Raw genomic sequence first — 18,715 nt, 5'->3', positions numbered from 1 at the left:
ACGGGTTCGTCGAGAGCTTCAACGGCCGGTTCCGCGACGAGTGCCTGAACGAGCACCTGTTCGGCAGCCTGCCCGCGGCGCGCCGGATCATCGAAGCATGGAGGAGCGACTACAACACGGCCCGCCCACACACGAGCCTGAACGGGCTCACCCCAGCAGCCTTTGCAACCCGCCCCGCGTCGGGGCAAATGGAGAACAGGCTCTGCTCATGAACGAGGGCTTTTGGGGGGCAGGGTCATTGTCGTTGGCGGCTTGGGGCCGCAACGGGCTCAGCGCGCTCGCCTCCAGAGCTTGGTGGCGGACAGCCGGATGGCGCAGGGTCTTTACCTCTGGTCGCAGAGCGCTCTCGCAGGCGGAGAATAGCCGATCGACGGCGATCCGGTTGTGCGCCGGCGGGCGAGCAAGTGCAGGGCGGAGTCGAGCACTTCGGGTTTCAAAACCGGCACTCACAAGCACGATCGCGCGCTCGGCGACAGCATCAACCCGCCACGGTACCGGGTCGGGATTGTGAGTGAGTAGAGCGGGCGCTGCGAGCGTCATGAGTGATCCCTCCTCTTCCTGGACAAGATCCCGACATCCACGGCCGGCTAGGTCCTTACAGATCTCCCCATGGTCACAGTCCTATTGCCCTCGCCGCTGCGGCGACGGCTCCATCCAGTCTCTTGCGGAGCACGATGCGCGCGAAGAACGACGCCGCAGTCTTGCGGAGCACGATGCGGGCGAAGCGCTCCGCAGACCGGTTCACTCCGCTTTCCGCATCCGCGAGTAGCGCCAGCACCACCACAATTGGATGCGTGTCGAGGGAAGCGGCGAGGGAAAGAACTTCTGGTCGGTCTGCGGCCAAGCGAACCGCCTCCGCAACCTCCGCCGGCAGCATAGAAAGATCGCCGCGGCGCAATGCCTCTGGGTCGGTCGCCCAATCCACACGGCCGAGTTGGCCACGCAGGCTCCGATCGGGCATTGCGCTCCGCGGCGACGCCGTCAGCTCTGATGCTGGCCGCATAGAAAGGACCTCGGGCTCCACATCCGTGCTGCGACGCCCCCTAACTGCCAACGACAGAGGGCGTTTCGAGGGACGAACCGGGAAACGCGGCCCTTCCTCATGCGACGGACGAAGTCGGAAACTCGGCTCTTCCGCAACAGAAAGAGGTCGCGACATCGAGCTGGCTGCCTCGGGCGGAACATCCATCGATCGCGCCAGAGTGACGGTGGTCTCGGGTGTCGTGAGGCCAACGCGTCGCTGAGCAGGTAGTCCGTCCTGAGCTTCGCCATTTTCGTCCACCAGCACGAGGCTGGTTAGGTGGCAAACTATGCCCTCAGCCGCCGCGAAGGCGGCGGCGCGCTCCTCCGACATCCGCGGAAGGGCCAGGGCGGCGGCGACAGCGGCTACCGCCCGCGACCACGGGGCCGTATCGGCAGCCGCCTGATCGGACCACACCGCGCGGAGTTGCATGCCGCCCAAAATGGTCTCTACTGACTTCGGAGTGTCCTGGATGGCTGGCGCTGCCGTGTGAGGCAGACGCATTGCTTCGATTGCCTTTTGGATCATGCTGCCTGACTCGAGCCCTGCAGCGATGAAGATCTGCCCGCCGCTAAGTGCTGCCAGATGGCCGACGCGTGCCTCCAGACTGTCCTCGCCAATCAGCACGACGTGGAAGCGCCGACCGCTCCGTGCCGCGGCCTGGACGTCGAGAGCATAGCTCTTGCCGTCGGTGACCAGCAGCACGTCACGCGTCGGCCGACCGGCCAGGACGGCGCGGATAGCCTCGCCTGTCTCGGTGCCGCCACTGGGCGGGGAGAGCCGGCTGACGGCATCGGCCAAACCGTTTCCGGGAACTTGCTCGACGGCGTTGTTGAATTCCCAGAGATCGAGCTGATCCATCGGCCCGACTGCTGCCGCCGCCTCCATTAGTCCGGCAACCAATACCTCATGCTTAGTCCGCGCTCGCCCAGTGCTGAGGCGTGTTGGCAGCATGGCCGTCGCCGCCTCGTTCATCGAACCTGAACGGTCGACCAGGATTGCCGCGTCAAGCGGGAAGCAGCCGCTAGGCGCAGCGTTTATCTCGATTTGAACGCCTCGCCCGTCGGCGGCGATGCCGCGTAGTGTACGCGGCTGCCACCCGGTGACGGTCAGCCGGATCAGTGCGTTAAGGCGAAGCTTGGCGCAGCCCTGCGACAGCGCACTGCCGGCCAGTGTGACGATCCCGTCGCGGCAATCGACCGTCAGATCTGCTTCATGTACCTCGGCGCCGTGAAACAGCTCGTCGCTGTCCGGCACGGGCGAACGGCCATAGACATCTCCGACCGTGACCGGGATGTGCAGCACGCCGCCACCCGGCACGGCGGCGAGCGGCATCGCCCAGCTGGCTTCCACCTCGATGTCCGCGCCTGGCGGAACATGGGCGATCGACAGCTGGTGGACGCCGCGCAGTACCTCCTCATGCAGTACGGCGGTGCGGCCCTGATCGATCGAATCTTCGTAGGTGTCTCGGGCCTGCGTCCGTGACTGGGCCCGCGCCCGCAAGCTGCGCTCACCGATCCGTGCCACGAGGTCGAACAGCGTGGCGTGCACCGGCACCGGGAAGGTCATGGTGACCTCGATGCTCTGCGTCTCCGCGTTGCGGAAACGCCGCGTTGTAGTGACGAGGGCCAGGCCAGCGTCGATCTTCACAGCGAAGGAGGTGCCCACCAGCGGCACTGGCGTCCGGGTGCCAGAGATGACCGCGGGAAGCCCATAATCACCGAGGGGATCGTGGGGCAGAGGCAGCGCACTACGAGGCATCGGCGGCATCTTTCGGCTCCGGGTTGTCGTGAGTGTCAGACGGCGGGAGGTCTGCCAGCAGTTCATGGACACGCTCGGCGATCCGGGCCGGATCAAGGCCCGGCCCAATCAGCGACAGCTCGAGGAGGAGGTCGATGCCAGGGGCGACGGGCAGGCGCAGCGCGTTGCCCACAGTGGTCATCATCACTTTGATCTGTGCGGGCGCGAATCGCTCGCGGAGCCAGCGGTAGCGGCGGACCGCCTCCACATGCTCGATGCCATATTGCGCCCGCGCCCGTCCGCCGGTCGGCGGCGGCATGAACCCTTCGGAGATCAGGAACCTGATCTGCCGCGGGGTCTCGCCGACTAGGGCGGTGAATGCGTGGATGTCCATGCGGGATGCTTTCGACATAACGATATGTCGAAACAGAATCGCAACGCAAGCGTTTTGCCAAAATTTCTTGTCGAATGCCTTGGCAGCGTGTGCCACGGATGGTCCTGTCAGCAGAAGCTGGCCAGGGGGATGGCAACTTCACCGACAACCTTGACCTACCCCACAGACCTTCCCCACAAGGGCCTTGCTGGCACCGGAAACACGAGGGACAAGCTGGTCCGTCCGAAGTTGACTGGGAATCCTTTTCACGGAGCCGCTGAAGCTCGCCGGCTCGGCAGTGTCCGCGCTCGGGCACAGACTCGGCCCTATGGGGCCACGTTGCACTCGCGTTGCACTCGATCGACCTTATCCACAGCCAACCGAAAAGAGGTCATCTCGCTTCGGTACTGAAAGATGGTCGCTATATCGTTGATTTCATTGAAATGGCGGAGGGGATGGGATTCGAACCCACGAGACGGGTTGACCCCGTCTAACGGTTTAGCAAACCGCCGCCTTCGGCCACTCGGCCACCCCTCCGCAGGAGTGGAAAGTCTCACGGCGTTGCAACGCGCGCTTCTACCGGCCCCGCAGCGCAGCGTCAAACCCGGCGCGCGGTGCCATCCACCGCGCGCCGCGCCCCGTCAGGACAGCGCAACCTCCATCCCGCGCTTCACCGCCGGTCGCGCCATCAGCGCGTCGTACCAACGCGCCACGTTGGGATAGTCCGTGATCGCCTTGCCCTGCGTCGGCAGGTGCCGCTCCGCCCGCCAGGCCCAGCCCAGGATGGCGAAATCCGCGATCGAAGGCTCGCCCGCCGTCGCCACGAAATCCCGCCCCGCCAGGCGGCGGTCGAGCACGCCGTAGAGCCGCAGCGTCTCCTTGCCGTAGCGCTCGAGCCCATACTCCTTGGCCGGCCCATCCGGGCGCATCATGAAGTGATGCACCTGGCCGGGCATCGGCCCGAAGCCGCCCATCTGCCACATCAGCCACTCATAGACCGGCACGCGCGCACGCAGGTCGGCAGGCAGGAACCTGCCCGTCTTCTCCGCCAGGTACAGCAGGATCGCACCGCTCTCGAACACAGTGATTGGCTGCCCGCCCGGCCCGTCCGGATCCTTGATGGCGGGGATGCGGTTGTTCGGGCTGAAGGCCAGGAATTCCGGGTTGAACTGCTCTTCCTTGGAGATGTTCACCGGCTTCACCGTGTAGGGAAGCCCCATCTCCTCAAGCGCCACGCTGATCTTGCGCCCGTTGGGCGTGTTCCAGGTCCACAACTCGATGGCCATGCGGCGATGCTCCTTGCCTGCAACGATCCGCCCGCTTCGCATGCCGCCGCACCAGCGTCCACCGCGGAACCGTCAGGCCGCCTGGCGCCACGCCTTCAGCAGCCCGTGCGCCACCGCCAGCAGCGCCGGCCCCACGAACAGCCCGAGGAAGCCGAAGGCGATCAGGCCACCGAAGACGCCGAGGATGATCAGCCCGAGCGGCATCGCGCTGCCGCGCTGGATCAGCAGCGGGCGGACGATGTTGTCGCTGCCCGAGACCGGCAGCAGCCCCCAGACCAGCATGAAGATCGCCCAGCCGGTCTGCCCCTCGGTGTAGAGCCAGGCCGCCGCGCCGACCCAGGTCACGATGATCAGCGGCCCCAGCACCTGGCTGATCGAGAACACCATGGTCAGGAAGCCAAGCACCGCCGCCCCCGGCACGCCGGCGATGGCGAGGCCGATGCCCATCAGCACCGCCTGCAGGATGCCGGTGCCGACCACGCCCCAGGCCACGCCCCGCACGGCCCCGCCGGCCGCCTCGATCGAGGCAACGCCGGTCTGCCCGCCCAGGCGGCCGGCGATGTCGCGCAGCTGCGCCACGATCACATCCCCGCTGGTCCAGAACATCGCCGCCACCAGCAGCGCCAGCAGCAACTGAACGATGCTGCCCGCCGCCGCCTGGCCGATCTCCACGAGTTGCCGCGCGATCTGCCCGGAATAGGGCGCGACCAGCGCGTTGATGTTACCCTGGAAAGTCTGCAGCCGCAGCCAGGCCCGCGCGGCGGGTTCGCCCAGCAGCGGCAGGTCGGCGATCCAGGCGGGGGCGCTGGGGGGCAGTTCCTCGATCAGCGCGCGGGCGCGCAAGGAGATGGCGCTGATCTGGTCGGCCAGCCCCGGCGCCATCAGCAGCAGCGGCAGCCCGACCGATATCACCAGCACCAACAGCAACGCCGCGGCCGCCAGCCCCGGCCGCACGCCGCGCGCGACCAGCCAGGCCCGCGCTGGCCAGGTGCCGATGGCGATGAAGGCGCCGAAGGCGACCGCCATCGCGAAGGGCTCCAGCACCCGCAACACGCCATACATCAGCAGCGCGAGCAGGATGAGCACCGCCGCCTTCTCCGCCATGCGCACCGTCTCGGCATGGCGGCTGTCGGGCGCCGGCGCTTGCGTCTCGTCGTCCATGGTCGTCCCCGCCACTCCCCCGCCGGCAGCGAAGCACGCCCGGGAGCGCGAGGGGAAGCCGCGCGTCAGGACAGCTTCTTCTTCAGCACCTCGTTCACCAGGGCGGGGTTTCCCTTGCCCTGCATGGCCTTCATGGTCTGGCCCACGAAGAAGCCGAACAGCTTGTCCTTGCCCGAGCGGTATTCCGCCACCTTGTCGGCGTTCTTCGCCAGCACATCGTCGATCACCGCTTCGATCGCGCCGGTGTCGGTGACCTGGCGCAGCCCGCGTTCCTCGACGATGGTGCCGGGCGCGCGGCCGGTCTCGACCATCACCTCGAAGACCTCCTTGGCGAGCTTCCCCGACAGCGTGTTGTCCGCCATCAGGTCGAGCAGCGCGCCAAGATCCGCGGCCGAAACCGGCGGCTCGGCGATCGAGGTCTTGGTCCGGTTGATGGCGGCGAACAGGTCGCCCATCACCCAGTTCGCCGCCTGCTTGGCGTCGCGCCCCTTGGCCACCGCCTCGTAATAGGCCGCTGTTTCCTTCTCGAGCGTCAGCACATGCGCGTCATAGGGTGTCACGCCGTAGTCGCGCACGTAGCGCGCGCGGCGCTCGTCCGGCAGTTCCGGCAGCGCGGCCTTGAGCTGATCCACCCAGGACTGGGTGATCACGAGCGGCGGCAGGTCGGGGTCGGGGAAGTAGCGGTAGTCATGCGCGTCTTCCTTCGACCGCATGGACCGCGTGATGCCGCGCCCGGTGTCGAACAGGCGGGTTTCCTGCGTGACCTCGCCGCCGGATTCCCAGACCTCGATCTGGCGCCGCGCCTCGGCCTCGACCGCCTGCATGACGAAGCGGATGGAGTTGACGTTCTTCACCTCGCAGCGCGTGCGATACCCCTCACCCGCCTTGCGGACGGACACGTTCACGTCGGCGCGCATGGACCCTTCCTCCATGTTGCCGTCGCAGGTGCCGAGGTAGCGCAGGATCTGCCGCAGCTTGGTCAGATACGCGCCGGCTTCCTCGGGCGATCGCATGTCCGGCTCGCTCACGATCTCCATCAGCGCGACACCCGACCGGTTCAGGTCGATGAAGGACTTCTGCGGATGCTGGTCGTGCAGCGACTTGCCCGCATCCTGCTCGAGGTGCAGGCGCGTGATGCCTATGGCCTTGGTGGTGCCGTCCGCCAGCGCGATCTCGACCTGGCCCTCGCCGATGATGGGGTGGGCGAACTGACTGATCTGATAGCCCTGCGGCAGGTCCGCATAGAAGTAGTTCTTGCGGTCGAAGCGCGACCAGAGATTGACCTTCGCGTTCAGCCCGAGCCCCGTGCGCACCGCCTGCGCCACACACTCCCGGTTGATCACCGGCAGCATGCCGGGGAAGCCGGCATCGACGAAGGAAACCTGGCTGTTCGGCTCGGCGCCGAAGGCCGTGGCGGCACCGGAGAACAGCTTGGCGTTGCTGACCACCTGCGCATGGACCTCGAGCCCGATGACCAGCTCCCAGGGGCCGGTGCTGCCTTCAATGGTGTACGACATCGCCACCCTCCTGCCGCGCCCAGGCGAAGACGCGTTCCTGTTCCTCGGCGAGGAACGCCGCCGCGTCCCCGCCCACTATGCGCCCGCAGCGTTCCGCGCAGCGCGCAAAGCCGACCAGTGGCCGCCCGCGCATGCGGCCATGCGCGACCGAGCGCTGGTCCACCACCACCGCAGAGACCAACGGCCAGCCGCGTGCCGTGGCATCCCGGCACAGCGCGAAAAGGTGCGGGTCCATCCGCCGCCGCGCCGCCGACCAGGGCAGGCCGCTCGCCTCCGCCACAGCGCCGTAGCTGACGCAGCGGCGCTGCGCGGCCGAGCGGCGGATCAGCGCCAGGCTGCGCGCGGGATCGAGTGCCTCGCTCATGCCCCCGCCCGCATCGCCGGCAGCGCGGTGAACGCCGCCGCCCGCTCGATCGCCGCCCCCACCGCAAACACCGTCTCCTCGTCGAACGGCCGCCCGATCACCTGCAGCCCGAGCGGCAGCCCCTGCGGGTCGAGCCCCGCCGGCACGGCGAGGCCCGGCAGCCCCGCCAGGTTCGCCGTCACTGTGAACACGTCGTTCAGGTACATCTTGATCGGGTCGTCGGAGTTCTCACCCTCCGCGAAGGCCGCACTCGGCGTCGCCGGCGTCACGATCGCATCCACGCCGGCGAAGGCCTCGCGGAAGTCGCGGGCGATCAGCGCGCGCACCTTCTGCGCCTTCAGGTAATACGCATCATAGTAGCCGGCGCTCAGCACATAGGTGCCGATCATGATGCGCCGGCGCACCTCTTGCCCGAAGCCGGCTTCGCGCGTGCGCTCATACAGGTCGCGCAGGTCGCTGTCCTTCTCCGCCACCCGCATCCCGAAGCGTACGCCATCGTAGCGCGCGAGGTTCGACGACGCCTCGGCGGGGGCCACGATGTAGTAGGTCGGCAGCGCGTACTTCGTGTGCGGCAGGGAGATGTCGACGATCTCCGCCCCCGCCTCGCGCAGCCAGTCGAGGCCCTGCCGCCACAGCTTCTCGATCTCGGGCGGCGTGCCGTCCAGCCGGTATTCCTTCGGCACGCCGATCCGCAGGCCCTTCACCGACCGCGTGCAGGCCTTGGCGAAGTCGGGCACCGGCCGGTCGGCGCTGGTTGCATCCTTCGGGTCGTGCCCGGCCATGGAGCGCAGCAGGATCGCGCAATCCTCGACCGTGCGGGCAAACGGCCCCGCCTGGTCGAGCGAGGAGGCGAAGGCCACGATGCCGAAGCGCGAGCACCGCCCATAGGTCGGCTTGATCCCTGCGATGCCGCAGAACGCCGCCGGCTGGCGGATCGATCCGCCGGTGTCGGTGCCCGTCGCGCCCAGCGCCATGCGCGCCGCGACCGCCGCTGCGGACCCGCCCGACGACCCGCCCGGTACCAGGCGCACATCCGGGTCGTTGCGGCGCGACCAGGGGTTCACGACGCCGCCATAGGCCGAGGTCAGGTTCGACGAGCCCATCGCGAACTCGTCGAGGTTCGCCTTGCCCAGGAACACCGCGCCGTCGCGCTTCAACTGCGCCGTGACGGTGCTCTCGTAGGGCGGCACGAAGCCGCCCAGGATCCTCGACCCCGCCGTGGTCTGCACGCCCTCGGTGCAGAACAGATCCTTGATGGCGAGCGGGATGCCCTCGAGCGGCCCGGCCTCACCGCGCGCGCGCTTCGCGTCGGACGCCTTCGCGGCTTCCATCGCGGCCTCCGGCGTGGTGGTGATGAAGGCGTTGAGGCGCGGGTTCAGCGCCTCCGTCGCCTCGACATGCGCGCGCGTCAGCTCGACCGCGCTGATGGCACCTTCCTCGAGCGCGGCGATGGCGCCGGCCAGGGTGAAGTCGGTCGGATGCATCACTCCACCACCTTCGGCACGCCGAAATACGCGCCCTCGCGGTCCGGCGCATTGGCCAGCACCTTCTCCGCGACGCCGCCATCGGTCACCACGTCCTCGCGCATCGGCATGGCCGCGATGCCCTCGGGCGTGCCGCCGGCCATGGGCTCGACACCGTCCGTGTTCACCGCCTGCAATTGCTCGATCCAGCCGAGGATGCCGTTGAGCTCGCCCTGCACGCGGGCGACCTCCTCGTCCGGCAGGCGGATGCGGGCAAGGGCGGCGACGCGCCGCACGGTGGCGGTATCGAGCGACATATCCAGGTCTTCCAGGGAAGCGGGGCGCGGACCATAAGGCCGCGCATGGCTGTCATCAACCTGAAGGACCTGCGCGCCGCCCTGCCCCGCCATGCCCGGCTGATCGGCCTCGACCCGGGGGCGAAGCTGATCGGCGTGGCGCTGTCCGATGTCACGCTGATGCTGGCCAGCCCCTATGGCGCGCTGAAGCGTGGGAAGCTGTCGGCCAATGCGGCCGAGATCACGGCCATCGCGAAGAAGGAAGGCGCGGGCGGCATCGTGGTCGGCCTGCCGCTGTCGATGGATGGCTCGATGGGCCCGGCGGCGCAGGCGGCGAAGGACTGGGCGCGGTCGCTGAGCGAGGCGACGGGGATGGACGTGGCGCTGTTCGACGAACGGCTCTCCTCCGCCGCGGTGAACCGCATGCTGGTGGCCGAGGCCGACCTGACGCGGGCCAAGCGCGCCGTGGCGGTGGACCGCGCGGCCGCGGCCTACATGCTGCAGGCGGCGCTCGACGCGTCGCGCCCCTGACGGCCGGCGTTCCCGGTTCGGCGCGGCTGCGTTACAACCCGTCGCGCATGGCCGCGACCACCTTCGAGATCCGCAACCGCATGGCGGCCTTCGGCTGGGGCTTCATGGCGGCGTGGCTCGGCATGGTGGGGCTGTTCACCTACATCATGGGGCGCGACGGGCCGCACCCCTCGCAGCCGCCCCTGCTGCAGCAGGGCGTGCTGGCGGGCTTCTGGATCATCGGCCTGACGGTGGCGGGACATCTGTTCTCGAAGCCCTGCACGCGACTCTCGGTCGATGCGGGCGGCACCGCGACCCTGGTGCGCCGCACCCCCCTCCGGCGCGAGGTCGAGACCTGGCCGCCGGGCGCGATCGCCGCCATCGAGGTGCGCGCCGGCAAGGACGACGAGGGCGACCCCTACTGGCACACCTACCTGGTCGCATGCGACGGCGCCGAGCACATGATCCGCGAGGGCCGCGACCCGGACGACCAGCGCGCCATGGCCATGAGGCTGCGCGCCGCGCTTCGGCTCCCCTGACGCTGGCCGAATCCCGCCCGCCCATCTATGACAGCCCCGGGCCCCCGGCCGTGCGGCGCCGCACCGGCGCCGCGGCCGGGACCCGCAGCGTCTCCGGGGTCCGGCCGTGTCGCATCCATCGAAGCACCTGTTGGCCATCGAGGGCCTCGAGCCGCCGCATATCGCGGACCTGCTCGACCTCGCGGAATCCTATGCGCTGCTGAACCGCAGCGGGAAGACGCAGCGCGACCTGCTGAAGGGCCGCACGCTGATCAACCTGTTCTTCGAGGACAGCACGCGCACGCGGACATCCTTCGAACTGGCCGGCAAGCGGCTGGGGGCGGACGTGATCAACATGTCGGTCAGCACGTCCAGCGTGAACAAGGGCGAGACGCTGCTCGACACCGCCAGCACGCTGAACGCCATGCAATGCGACCTGTTGGTGATCCGCCATGCGCAGTCGGGCGCCCCTGCCCTGCTGAGCCAGAAGGTTGACGCTGCGGTGATCAACGCCGGGGACGGCACGCATGAGCACCCGACCCAGGCGCTGCTCGATGCGCTGACCATCCGCCGTCACAAGGGGCGGCTGGAAGGGCTGGTGGTCGCGATCTGCGGGGACATCGCGCATTCGCGCGTGGCGCGGTCGAACATCCACCTGCTGGGCACCATGGGCGCGCGCGTGCGGATCGTCGGGCCGCCCACGCTGATCCCGGCGGATGCGGCGCGGCTCGGTGTCGAGGTCTTCACGGACATGCGCGCGGGCCTCAAGGACGCCGACGTGGTGATGATGCTGCGCCTGCAACGCGAACGCATGGCGGCGGGCGGCCTGGTGCCCTCGGCGCGAGAGTTCTTCCGATTCTACGGGCTGGACGCCGAGAAGCTGGCGGTGGCGAAGCCCGACAGCATCGTGATGCATCCGGGGCCGATGAACCGCGGCGTCGAGATCGACAGCGCCATCGCCGACCACCCGACGCGCTCCGTGATCGGGGAGCAGGTGGAGATGGGCGTGGCGTGTCGTATGGCGGTGCTGGACATCCTGGCGCGGCGGTTGCCGCGCAACCGGTGAACGGGCCCAGGCCGGCCCGGCCCGACGAAGCGCCCGCGCTGCGCGACCTGGTCCGCGCCGCCTATGCGAAATACGTCCCGCGCCTGGGGCGCGAACCCGCGCCGATGCTGGACGACTACGCCGCGCGCATCGCCGCCGGCCAGGCCTGGGTGCTGGAGGAGGGCGGCGCGCTGGTCGGCGCGCTGGTGCTCGAGGACGAGCCCGGCGCGCTGATGCTCTACAACATCGCGGTGGCGCCCACCGCGCAAGGTCGGGGCGTGGGCAAGCGGCTGATCGCCTTCACCGAGGCAGAGGCGCGCCGCCGCGGCTATACGCTGCTGCGCCTGTTCACCAACGAGAAGATGGTCGAGAATGTCGCGATGTACGCGCACCTCGACTTCACCGAGACGCATCGCGGCAGCGAGGCGGGGCACCGGCGGGTGTATTTCGAGAAGCGGCTGTCGCGCTCGGTCATGACGCTCCCGATGGCTCCGGTCGAGCGTTGGTGGGCACGGATCGCGAAGGCGCTGCACCGAGACGCGCAGGGCACGGTCCACGTTCCGTCGCGCGGCGCGCTCGCCTTCTACGCGGCCGTGTTCCTCGTCATCGCGCCGCTCGGTGCCCTGTCCGTCGCCGACGGTGTGCAACGCCTCGCCATGTCGCGGAGCTGGACCCGCGGCACGGCCGAAGTGCTCGCACTCTCCGGCCCGACCGTGACCGGCCACCGGCGCCACTACGACCTCGTGCTTCGCCGCGTTGAGGCCGACGGGGCAGTCGTGCATGCACGGGCCATTTTTCCCCAGCCGTCTCGCATGACCTGGTCGGAGCCTCCGCGCGTCCCGCAGCCAGGCGACCGCGTCGATGTCGTCATCGACCCCGCCGACCCGCATCGGATGACAACCATCGACAGCCTCGGTGGACTGCCCGGGGGCGGGATCGCCTTCGGCATCGGGATGTCCGCCGTTGCGGCCATTCCGCTCGCCGGGCTGGCCACGGGACTCTGGCTGCGCCGGCGGTCCCGTGGGTCCGCGACGAAAAATCCATCCTCATTGCCATCCGGATGACCCCGCCCCCGCTGGCGGGACGCGCCGGGGCGTCTATAACCGGCGGCGATGCGCGACCTGCTGATCACCAATGCCCGGCTGCTCGACCCCGCTTCAGGCCTCGATGCGGTCGGGGCGCTGCTGGTGCGCGACGGGGCAATTGCCGGCCTTGGTCCGGGGCTGGGCGTACCGGAAGGGGCCGAGACCCTGGATGCCGGCGGCGCGTGCCTCGCGCCCGGCCTGGTGGACCTGCGCGCGAACCTCGGCGAGCCGGGCGCCGAGCATCGCGAGACCATCGCAAGCGCCGCGCAGGCCGCGGCCGCGGGGGGCATCACGACGCTCTGCGTCCTGCCGGATACCGACCCGGCGCTGGATGATCCCGCGCTGCTGTCCTTCATGATCCGGCGCGGGGAGGCGACGGGGTCGGTGACGCTGCTGCCCTATGGCGCGGTGACGGCGGGCTGCGCGGGGAAGGAACTGGCCGAACTCGGCCTGCTGCGCGAGGCCGGGGCGATCGCCTTCACGGATGGCGCACACGCGATCGGGAATGCGCGGATGATGCGCATCGCGCTGTCCTATGCGCGGGCCTTCGGTGCCTTCGTGGTGCAGCATCCTGAGGAACCCTCGCTCGCCACCGGCGGTGCGGCGACCGAGGGTGAACTGGCGACGCGGCTCGGCCTGCCGGGCATCCCGCCGGCGGCAGAAGCCATGATGGTGGCGCGCGACATCGCGCTGGCGCGCATGACCGGCGGGCACGTGCATTTCGCGCATGTGTCGACGGGCGCAGCGCTCGACCTAGTCCGCGTGGCGAAGGCGGAGGGGCTGCGCGTCACCTGCGACACGGCACCGCCGTATTTCGACCTGAACGAGACAGCGATCGGCGACTACCGGACCTATGCGAAGCTGAGCCCGCCGCTGCGGACGGAGCGCGACCGGGAGGCGGTGGTGGCCGCACTTGCGGATGGAACGATCGACGCCATCGCCTCGGACCACCAGCCGCGCGATGCCGATGACAAGCGCCTGCCCTTCGCACAGGCCGAGGCCGGCGGCGCAGGCCTGGCCACGCTGCTGGGGGTGACGCTGGCGCGGGTGCATGGCGGGGACCTGTCCATGCTGGCCGCGCTGGGGCTGCTGACCTGCAGGCCGGCGGCGCTGCTCGGGCTGCCGGTGGGGCGGCTGGCGGTGGGGGCACCGGCGGACCTGGTGCTGTTCCACGCCGAACGCGGCTGGAAGGTCGAGGCCGGGAAGCTGCCCGGCAAGGCGCAGAACTCGCCGTTTGATGGGCGGGCGCTGGAGGGACGCGTGCTCGGCACCTGGAAGGCCGGGCGGCGGGTGTTCTCGGCGTGATCACCGACCCGTCGGTGGGGTTCCTGGTGGCGCTGGTGGGCGCCTACCTGATCGGATCGATCCCGTTCGGGCTTTTGCTGACGCGTTGGGCCGGCTTGGGCGATATCCGGGCGATCGGTTCGGGGAACATTGGCGCGACGAACGTGCTGCGGACCGGGCGGAAGGGCCTGGCGGTGGCGACCCTGCTGCTGGATGCGCTGAAGGGCGTGGTGGCGGTGCTGCTGATGCGCTGGGTGGCGCCGGAGCAGGATCTGGTGGCGGGCACGGCGGCGGTGCTGGGGCATACGCTGCCGGTGTGGCTGGGCTTCAAGGGCGGCAAGGGCGGCGCCACGGCGCTCGGGGTGTGCCTGGCGGCGATGTGGCCGGTGGCGCTGGCCTGCGCCGCACTTTGGCTGGCGACGGCGAAGCTGGTGCGGATTTCCTCGGTGGCGACGCTTGTGCCGATCGCGGCGTCGCCGCTGCTGGCGCTGGTGTTCTCCGATGCCGAGCACGCGCTCATGGCGCTGCTGGTGGGGGTGCTGGTGTTCTGGCGGCATGAGGGGAATATCCGGCGCCTGCTGGCCGGGACGGAGCCGCGGATCGGGGAGAAGCGGTAGCGCGGCCCGGGGCAATGCGCAGTCTTGGGCGCCTGGCGACGGCCGCTGTCTGAAGAATGTCGTCCGGTGCGCCGGGATGTGGTCCGCGGTGTAGGGCCATTGCGCTGCACGGCGGGACTTGCGCTTTCCGGGAGAAGCCAGTGACGGTCACGGCCGTCATCACGCGTAAGCCGCGCGGGTTCGTCGCGGGAGCGCCTCCCGTCGGATCGCGGGGATGGTTCGACACTCCAATAGTCAGGCGTGCTGTCCGCTCCTCGGATTGATCCGGACCCTTGCCGTCCGTCTCGCAGCCCCGTCGCGCAGACCCTGCCGCTTGCGTCGCGCGCGCGACGACCGGCGCCTCGCCGCGTCGCAACTGCGGTCACTCCGCGACGCCAGCCATCGCGATCGCTTATCGCCAATAAGTAGAATTTCATCGTATATCTCTCGCCATGACGGATCTGACTCCAGGTCTCGGCGGGGTCCGGGGTGACACTGTCACCCCGGCGACTTGGGCACCCATGGCAGGGGCCTTCCTCTGCCACGGGCGACGGGTGTGGGGGCGGCGTCCCCATGGCGCTGTATGACGTTGTCCCTGCTCCGCCTCGCCCGCACCGAGGGCATCGGCCCCCTCACCTTCCGCAAGCTGCTGGCTCGCCATCGTGACGGTGATGCCGCGCTTGAGGCGCTGCCGGCGCTCTCGGTCGGGCGCAGCGCGCCTTACGTCCCGCCCCCGCTCGCCGAGGCGAAGCGCGAGGCCGCAGCGCTTGCCAAGCTCGGTGGCCGCTTCGTCTACCTCGACGACCCGCTCTACCCACCGCTGCTCGCCCTCCTGCCCGATGCGCCGCCGGTGCTGGCCGTGCTCGGCGATGCCTCGCTGCTGGCCGCCCCGGCTGTCGCCATCGTCGGCGCCCGCAACGCCTCCGCCGCAGGGCTGCGCGTGGCGGCGGAGCTTGCGGATGCGCTGGCCGGCAAGGGGCTGACCGTGGTCTCCGGCCTGGCGCGCGGCATCGACACCGCCGCGCATGAGGGCGCGCTGCGCACCGGCGGCACCATCGCCGTGCTGCCCGGCGGCGTCGATGTCGCCTACCCGCCCGAGAATGCCGCGCTGATCGCCCGCATTGTCGCGCGCGGCGCGGTGGTGGCGGAATCCCCCCTCGGCACGCAGCCCACCAACCGGCACTTCCCCAAGCGCAACCGCATCGTCGCCGGCCTGTCGCTCGGCGTGGTGGTGGTCGAGGCGGCGCATCGTTCCGGCACGCTGATCACCGCGCGCCTGGCCCTGGAACAGGGACGGGAAGTCTTCGCCGTGCCGGGCTCGCCGCTCGACCCGCGCTGCCGCGGCTCGAACGACCTGATCCGACAGGGCGCGCACCTGACCGAGAGCGCCGAGGACGTGCTCGACCACCTCCCCGAAGCCCCCCGCGCCGGCCCGCTCTTCGACCCCGCCCGCATGGCCGAGACCGCGGAAGACCCGCCCGAGGCACTTGGCCCGCCCCCGGAAGGGGCCGGAGAAGTTCTTGAATTAATTGGATTGTCACCCGTATCTGTTGACGAGGTGCTGCGACGCTGCCACCTGACGGCTCCCGAACTCCAGGTCGTGCTGACCGACCTCGAGCTCGAAGGCCGTGTGCAACTTCTGCCCGGCCATCGCGTCATGCGCAGCACGAACGGGTGATCCGGGCCAAAAATGACCGACGTCGTCGTGGTGGAATCTCCGGCCAAGGCCAAGACGATCGAGAAGTATCTCGGGCGGGACTTCACCGTGCTCGCCTCCTTCGGCCATGTCCGCGACCTCGAGGAGAAGGACGGCGCCGTCCTGCCCGACCAGGACTTCGCGATGGTCTGGGGCAAGGACGGGCGCGGCGAGGCGCAGGTGGCCAAGATCGCGACCGCGCTGAAGGGGGCGAAGCGCCTCTGGCTCGCCACCGACCCGGACCGCGAGGGCGAGGCGATCTCCTGGCACGTGAAGGACATGCTCGGCCAGCGCGGCGCGCTGAAGGGCAAGGATGTCCAGCGCATCACCTTCAACGAGATCACCAAGCGCGCCGTGCAATACGCGGTGGAGCATCCGCGCGACCTCGATATCCCGCTGATCGACGCCTATCTCGCGCGCCGCGCGCTGGATTACCTGGTGGGCTACACGCTCTCGCCCCTGCTGTGGCGCAAGCTTCCGGGGTCGCGCTCGGCCGGGCGGGTGCAGTCGGTGGCGCTGCGCCTGCTGTGCGAGCGCGAGGCCGAGATCGAGGCCTTCAAGCCGCGCGAATACTGGACGCTCGAGGCGAAGTTCTTCACCCCCGCGAATGCGCCCTTCACCGCGCGGCTGACGCATCTGGACGGGCGGAAGCTCGACCAGTTCGACCTGCACGATGCCGGCACGGCGAATGCCGCGAAGGCGCGCGCCGAGGCCGCGACCTATGCCGTGGCTTCGGTCGAGAAGAAGCGCACCCGACGCAACCCGCCGCCGCCCTTCATGACCTCGACGCTCCAGATGGAGGCGTCGCGCAAGCTGGGCATGGGGGCGCAGCAGGCGATGCGCACGGCGCAGGCGCTCTATGAAGCCGGGCACATCACCTATATGCGCACCGACGGCGTGCAGATGTCGCGCGAGGCGATCGCCGCCATCCGCGACCACGTGAAGGACGCCTTCGGGGCGCCCTATCTCCCCGCCGCGCCGCGCGAATACACCTCGAAGCAGAAGAACGCGCAGGAAGCGCATGAGGCGATCCGCCCGACCGACGTGACCCGCACGCCGGAGGCCATGGCGCGCGAGCTCGATGGCGCGCAGGCGCGGCTTTACGAACTGGTGTGGAAGCGCGCCGTCGCGTCGCAGATGTCCTCGGCGGAACTGGATCAGACCGCGGTCGACATCGACAGCGCCGACAAGGCGCTGCGCTTCCGCGCCACGGGTTCCGTGGTGGCCTTCGACGGCTTCCTGAAGCTGTATCGCGAGGACGAGGACGACCGCGCTGCCGATGCCCGCGCGGGCATCGCGACCGGCGCGCCCACCGAGGACGACGAGAGCCGCATCCTGCCGCCCATGGCCGAGCGCGACCCGCTGCGGCGCGGCGAGGTCACCGCCAGCCAGCACTTCACCCAGCCGCCGCCGCGCTATTCCGAGGCCTCGCTGGTGAAGCGGCTGGAGGAGCTCGGCATCGGACGGCCCTCCACCTATGCCTCGATCCTGCAGCGGCTGCAGGACCTGAAATACGTGACGCTCGAGAAGCGGCGTTTCGTCGCGCAGGATCTCGGGCGGATGGTCACCACCTTCCTGGTGCGTTTCTTCGACAAGTACGTCGACACCGGCTTCACCTCCGCGATGGAGGAGAAGCTGGATGAGATCTCGGCCGGGCAGACCGATTGGCGGGCAGTGATGCGCGCCTTCTGGAGCGAGTTCTCGGCCGCGGTGGAAGCCACGCGCGACCTCAAGATCCGCGACGTGATCGATGCGCTGGACGAGGATCTGGGCCCGCACATGTTCCCCGCGCGGGCGGATGGGACGGATCCGCGCGCCTGCCCCACCTGCGGGACCGGCCGGCTGGGCCTGCGGCTGGGCAAGACGGGCGCCTTCATCGGCTGCTCGAACTACCCGGAATGCCGCTACACGCGCCCCTTCGGTGTCGATTCCGGCTCCGGCGAGGGCGCCGCCCCGGCCGAGCAGGACCTGGGCGAGGACCCCGCCACCGGACAGAAGGTGGCGCTGAAGCGCGGGCCCTATGGCTTCTACATCCAGCTCGGCGAGGGCGGGGTGGATGCCAAGGGCAAGCCGACCAAGCCCAAGCGAACCAGCCTTCCGAACGGCGTGGCGCCCGATACCGTGACGCTGGACCAGGCGTTGGGCCTGCTCTCCCTGCCGCGCATCATCGGGCGCGACCCGGAGAGCGGGGAGGAGATCAGCGCGGGCCTCGGCCGCTTCGGGCCCTATGTCCGCTGCGGGACGGTGTTCAAGTCGCTGGACAAGGATGACGACGTGCTGAGCGTGGGCATGAACCGTGCCCTCGCGCTGCTCGCCGATGCGCGCGCGCGGGTGCGCGAACTGGGTCCGCATCCGAGGGACAAGGAGCCGGTCAGCGTGCGCAAGGGCCGCTTCGGCCCCTATGCGCAGCACGGCAAGACGGTCGCCAACCTGCCGCGCGATGTCGCCATGGAGGACATCACGCTGGACGACGCGGTGGCGCTGCTGGCCGAAAAGGGCAAGGCTCTGAAGCCGCGCGGCCCGGCCGGGCGCAAGGCGGCCCCGGCGAAGGCGTCGCCGCGGAAAGCGGCGCCCAACGATACGCCGCGGAAAGCGGCGCCCAACGATGCGCCGCGGAAAGCGGCGGCAGCGACGCCCGCACGCAAGGCCGCGCCCGCCAAGGCGTCCGCCCGCGCCGCATCCGCCAAGCCGGCCGCCGCCAAGGCGAAGCCCGCCGCGAAGACGCCCGCCTCGCGCGCCGGCAAGACCCCGCGCTGATGG

17 protein-coding genes and 1 tRNA gene are annotated in these 18,715 nt (G+C 69.7%); 9 read left to right on the top strand and 9 right to left on the bottom strand.

Annotation, left to right across the window (positions count from 1 at the left end):
• On the top strand, positions 1 to 212 hold a 212-nt coding region (locus HW578_RS11190; protein ID WP_198370636.1), incomplete at its 5' end, for an integrase core domain-containing protein.
• A 401-nt stretch (positions 213 to 613) separates the two neighbouring features.
• Here HW578_RS11190 and HW578_RS11185 read toward each other — a convergent pair.
• The 9 genes from HW578_RS11185 to gatC form a co-directional block, all read right to left on the bottom strand.
• Entirely contained in the window at positions 614 to 2,689 is a 2,076-nt protein-coding gene (locus HW578_RS11185; RefSeq protein WP_198370635.1) for a VIT domain-containing protein, read from the bottom strand.
• 82 nt (positions 2,690 to 2,771) lie between these two features.
• Positions 2,772 to 3,251 (bottom strand): MerR family transcriptional regulator, encoded by a 480-nt coding sequence (locus HW578_RS11180; RefSeq protein WP_369407871.1) that lies wholly within the window; start codon positions 3,249 to 3,251, stop codon positions 2,772 to 2,774.
• Positions 3,252 to 3,578: 327 nt separating this feature from the next.
• Positions 3,579 to 3,671: transfer RNA gene (locus HW578_RS11175), tRNA-Ser, on the bottom strand.
• 104 nt (positions 3,672 to 3,775) lie between these two features.
• Positions 3,776 to 4,420: a glutathione S-transferase family protein gene (locus tag HW578_RS11170; protein ID WP_198370633.1), complete on the bottom strand. Its 645-nt coding sequence runs from the start codon at positions 4,418 to 4,420 to the stop codon at positions 3,776 to 3,778.
• A gap of 72 nt (positions 4,421 to 4,492) precedes the next feature.
• Positions 4,493 to 5,581: an AI-2E family transporter gene (locus HW578_RS11165; protein WP_198370632.1), complete on the bottom strand. Its 1,089-nt coding sequence runs from the start codon at positions 5,579 to 5,581 to the stop codon at positions 4,493 to 4,495.
• A 65-nt stretch (positions 5,582 to 5,646) separates the two neighbouring features.
• Positions 5,647 to 7,098 (bottom strand): Asp-tRNA(Asn)/Glu-tRNA(Gln) amidotransferase subunit GatB, encoded by a 1,452-nt coding sequence (gene gatB / locus HW578_RS11160; protein ID WP_198370631.1) that lies wholly within the window; start codon positions 7,096 to 7,098, stop codon positions 5,647 to 5,649.
• Positions 7,082 to 7,462, bottom strand: coding sequence for a hypothetical protein (locus HW578_RS11155; RefSeq protein WP_198370630.1), 381 nt, complete (start codon positions 7,460 to 7,462; stop codon positions 7,082 to 7,084). The genes gatB and HW578_RS11155 overlap by 17 nt, the downstream gene beginning before the upstream one ends.
• Positions 7,459 to 8,946 carry an Asp-tRNA(Asn)/Glu-tRNA(Gln) amidotransferase subunit GatA gene (gatA, locus tag HW578_RS11150; protein WP_198370629.1) on the bottom strand — a complete coding sequence of 496 codons (1,488 nt, stop codon included), beginning with the start codon at positions 8,944 to 8,946 and terminating at the stop codon, positions 7,459 to 7,461. The genes HW578_RS11155 and gatA overlap by 4 nt, the downstream gene beginning before the upstream one ends.
• The gene (gene gatC, locus HW578_RS11145) at positions 8,946 to 9,242 is read right to left on the bottom strand and encodes an Asp-tRNA(Asn)/Glu-tRNA(Gln) amidotransferase subunit GatC (RefSeq protein ID WP_198370628.1); all 297 of its coding nucleotides are present in this window, start codon (positions 9,240 to 9,242) and stop codon (positions 8,946 to 8,948) included. The genes gatA and gatC overlap by 1 nt, the downstream gene beginning before the upstream one ends.
• 45 nt (positions 9,243 to 9,287) lie before the next feature.
• Between gatC and ruvX the strand changes: the two genes are divergently transcribed.
• From ruvX to topA, 8 genes are all read left to right on the top strand, one after another.
• Entirely contained in the window at positions 9,288 to 9,752 is a 465-nt protein-coding gene (ruvX, locus tag HW578_RS11140; RefSeq protein ID WP_198370627.1) for a Holliday junction resolvase RuvX, read from the top strand.
• A gap of 47 nt (positions 9,753 to 9,799) precedes the next feature.
• A complete protein-coding gene (locus HW578_RS11135; RefSeq protein WP_198370626.1) occupies positions 9,800 to 10,270 on the top strand; it encodes a hypothetical protein in 471 nt (156 codons plus the stop codon).
• A 106-nt stretch (positions 10,271 to 10,376) separates the two neighbouring features.
• Positions 10,377 to 11,315, top strand: a complete 939-nt coding sequence (locus HW578_RS11130; RefSeq protein ID WP_198370625.1) for an aspartate carbamoyltransferase catalytic subunit — start codon at positions 10,377 to 10,379, stop codon at positions 11,313 to 11,315.
• A complete protein-coding gene (locus HW578_RS11125) occupies positions 11,312 to 12,358 on the top strand; it encodes a GNAT family N-acetyltransferase (RefSeq protein WP_198370624.1) in 1,047 nt (348 codons plus the stop codon). Before HW578_RS11130 ends, HW578_RS11125 begins: the two co-directional genes overlap by 4 nt.
• A gap of 48 nt (positions 12,359 to 12,406) precedes the next feature.
• A complete protein-coding gene (locus tag HW578_RS11120) occupies positions 12,407 to 13,684 on the top strand; it encodes a dihydroorotase (protein WP_198370623.1) in 1,278 nt (425 codons plus the stop codon).
• Positions 13,684 to 14,280, top strand: a complete 597-nt coding sequence (gene plsY, locus HW578_RS11115; RefSeq protein ID WP_456308274.1) for a glycerol-3-phosphate 1-O-acyltransferase PlsY — start codon at positions 13,684 to 13,686, stop codon at positions 14,278 to 14,280. The genes HW578_RS11120 and plsY overlap by 1 nt, the downstream gene beginning before the upstream one ends.
• Positions 14,281 to 14,842: 562 nt before the next feature.
• Positions 14,843 to 15,937: a DNA-processing protein DprA gene (gene dprA, locus HW578_RS11110; protein WP_198370622.1), complete on the top strand. Its 1,095-nt coding sequence runs from the start codon at positions 14,843 to 14,845 to the stop codon at positions 15,935 to 15,937.
• A gap of 12 nt (positions 15,938 to 15,949) precedes the next feature.
• The gene (gene topA / locus HW578_RS11105; RefSeq protein ID WP_198370621.1) at positions 15,950 to 18,712 is read left to right on the top strand and encodes a type I DNA topoisomerase; all 2,763 of its coding nucleotides are present in this window, start codon (positions 15,950 to 15,952) and stop codon (positions 18,710 to 18,712) included.
• Positions 18,713 to 18,715 lie beyond the last annotated feature (3 nt).

Source organism: Roseomonas rosulenta, assembly GCF_016106005.1.
GTDB classification, from domain to species: Bacteria; Pseudomonadota; Alphaproteobacteria; order Acetobacterales; family Acetobacteraceae; genus Neoroseomonas; species Neoroseomonas rosulenta.
This window is presented reverse-complemented; position numbering and strand designations above follow the sequence as displayed.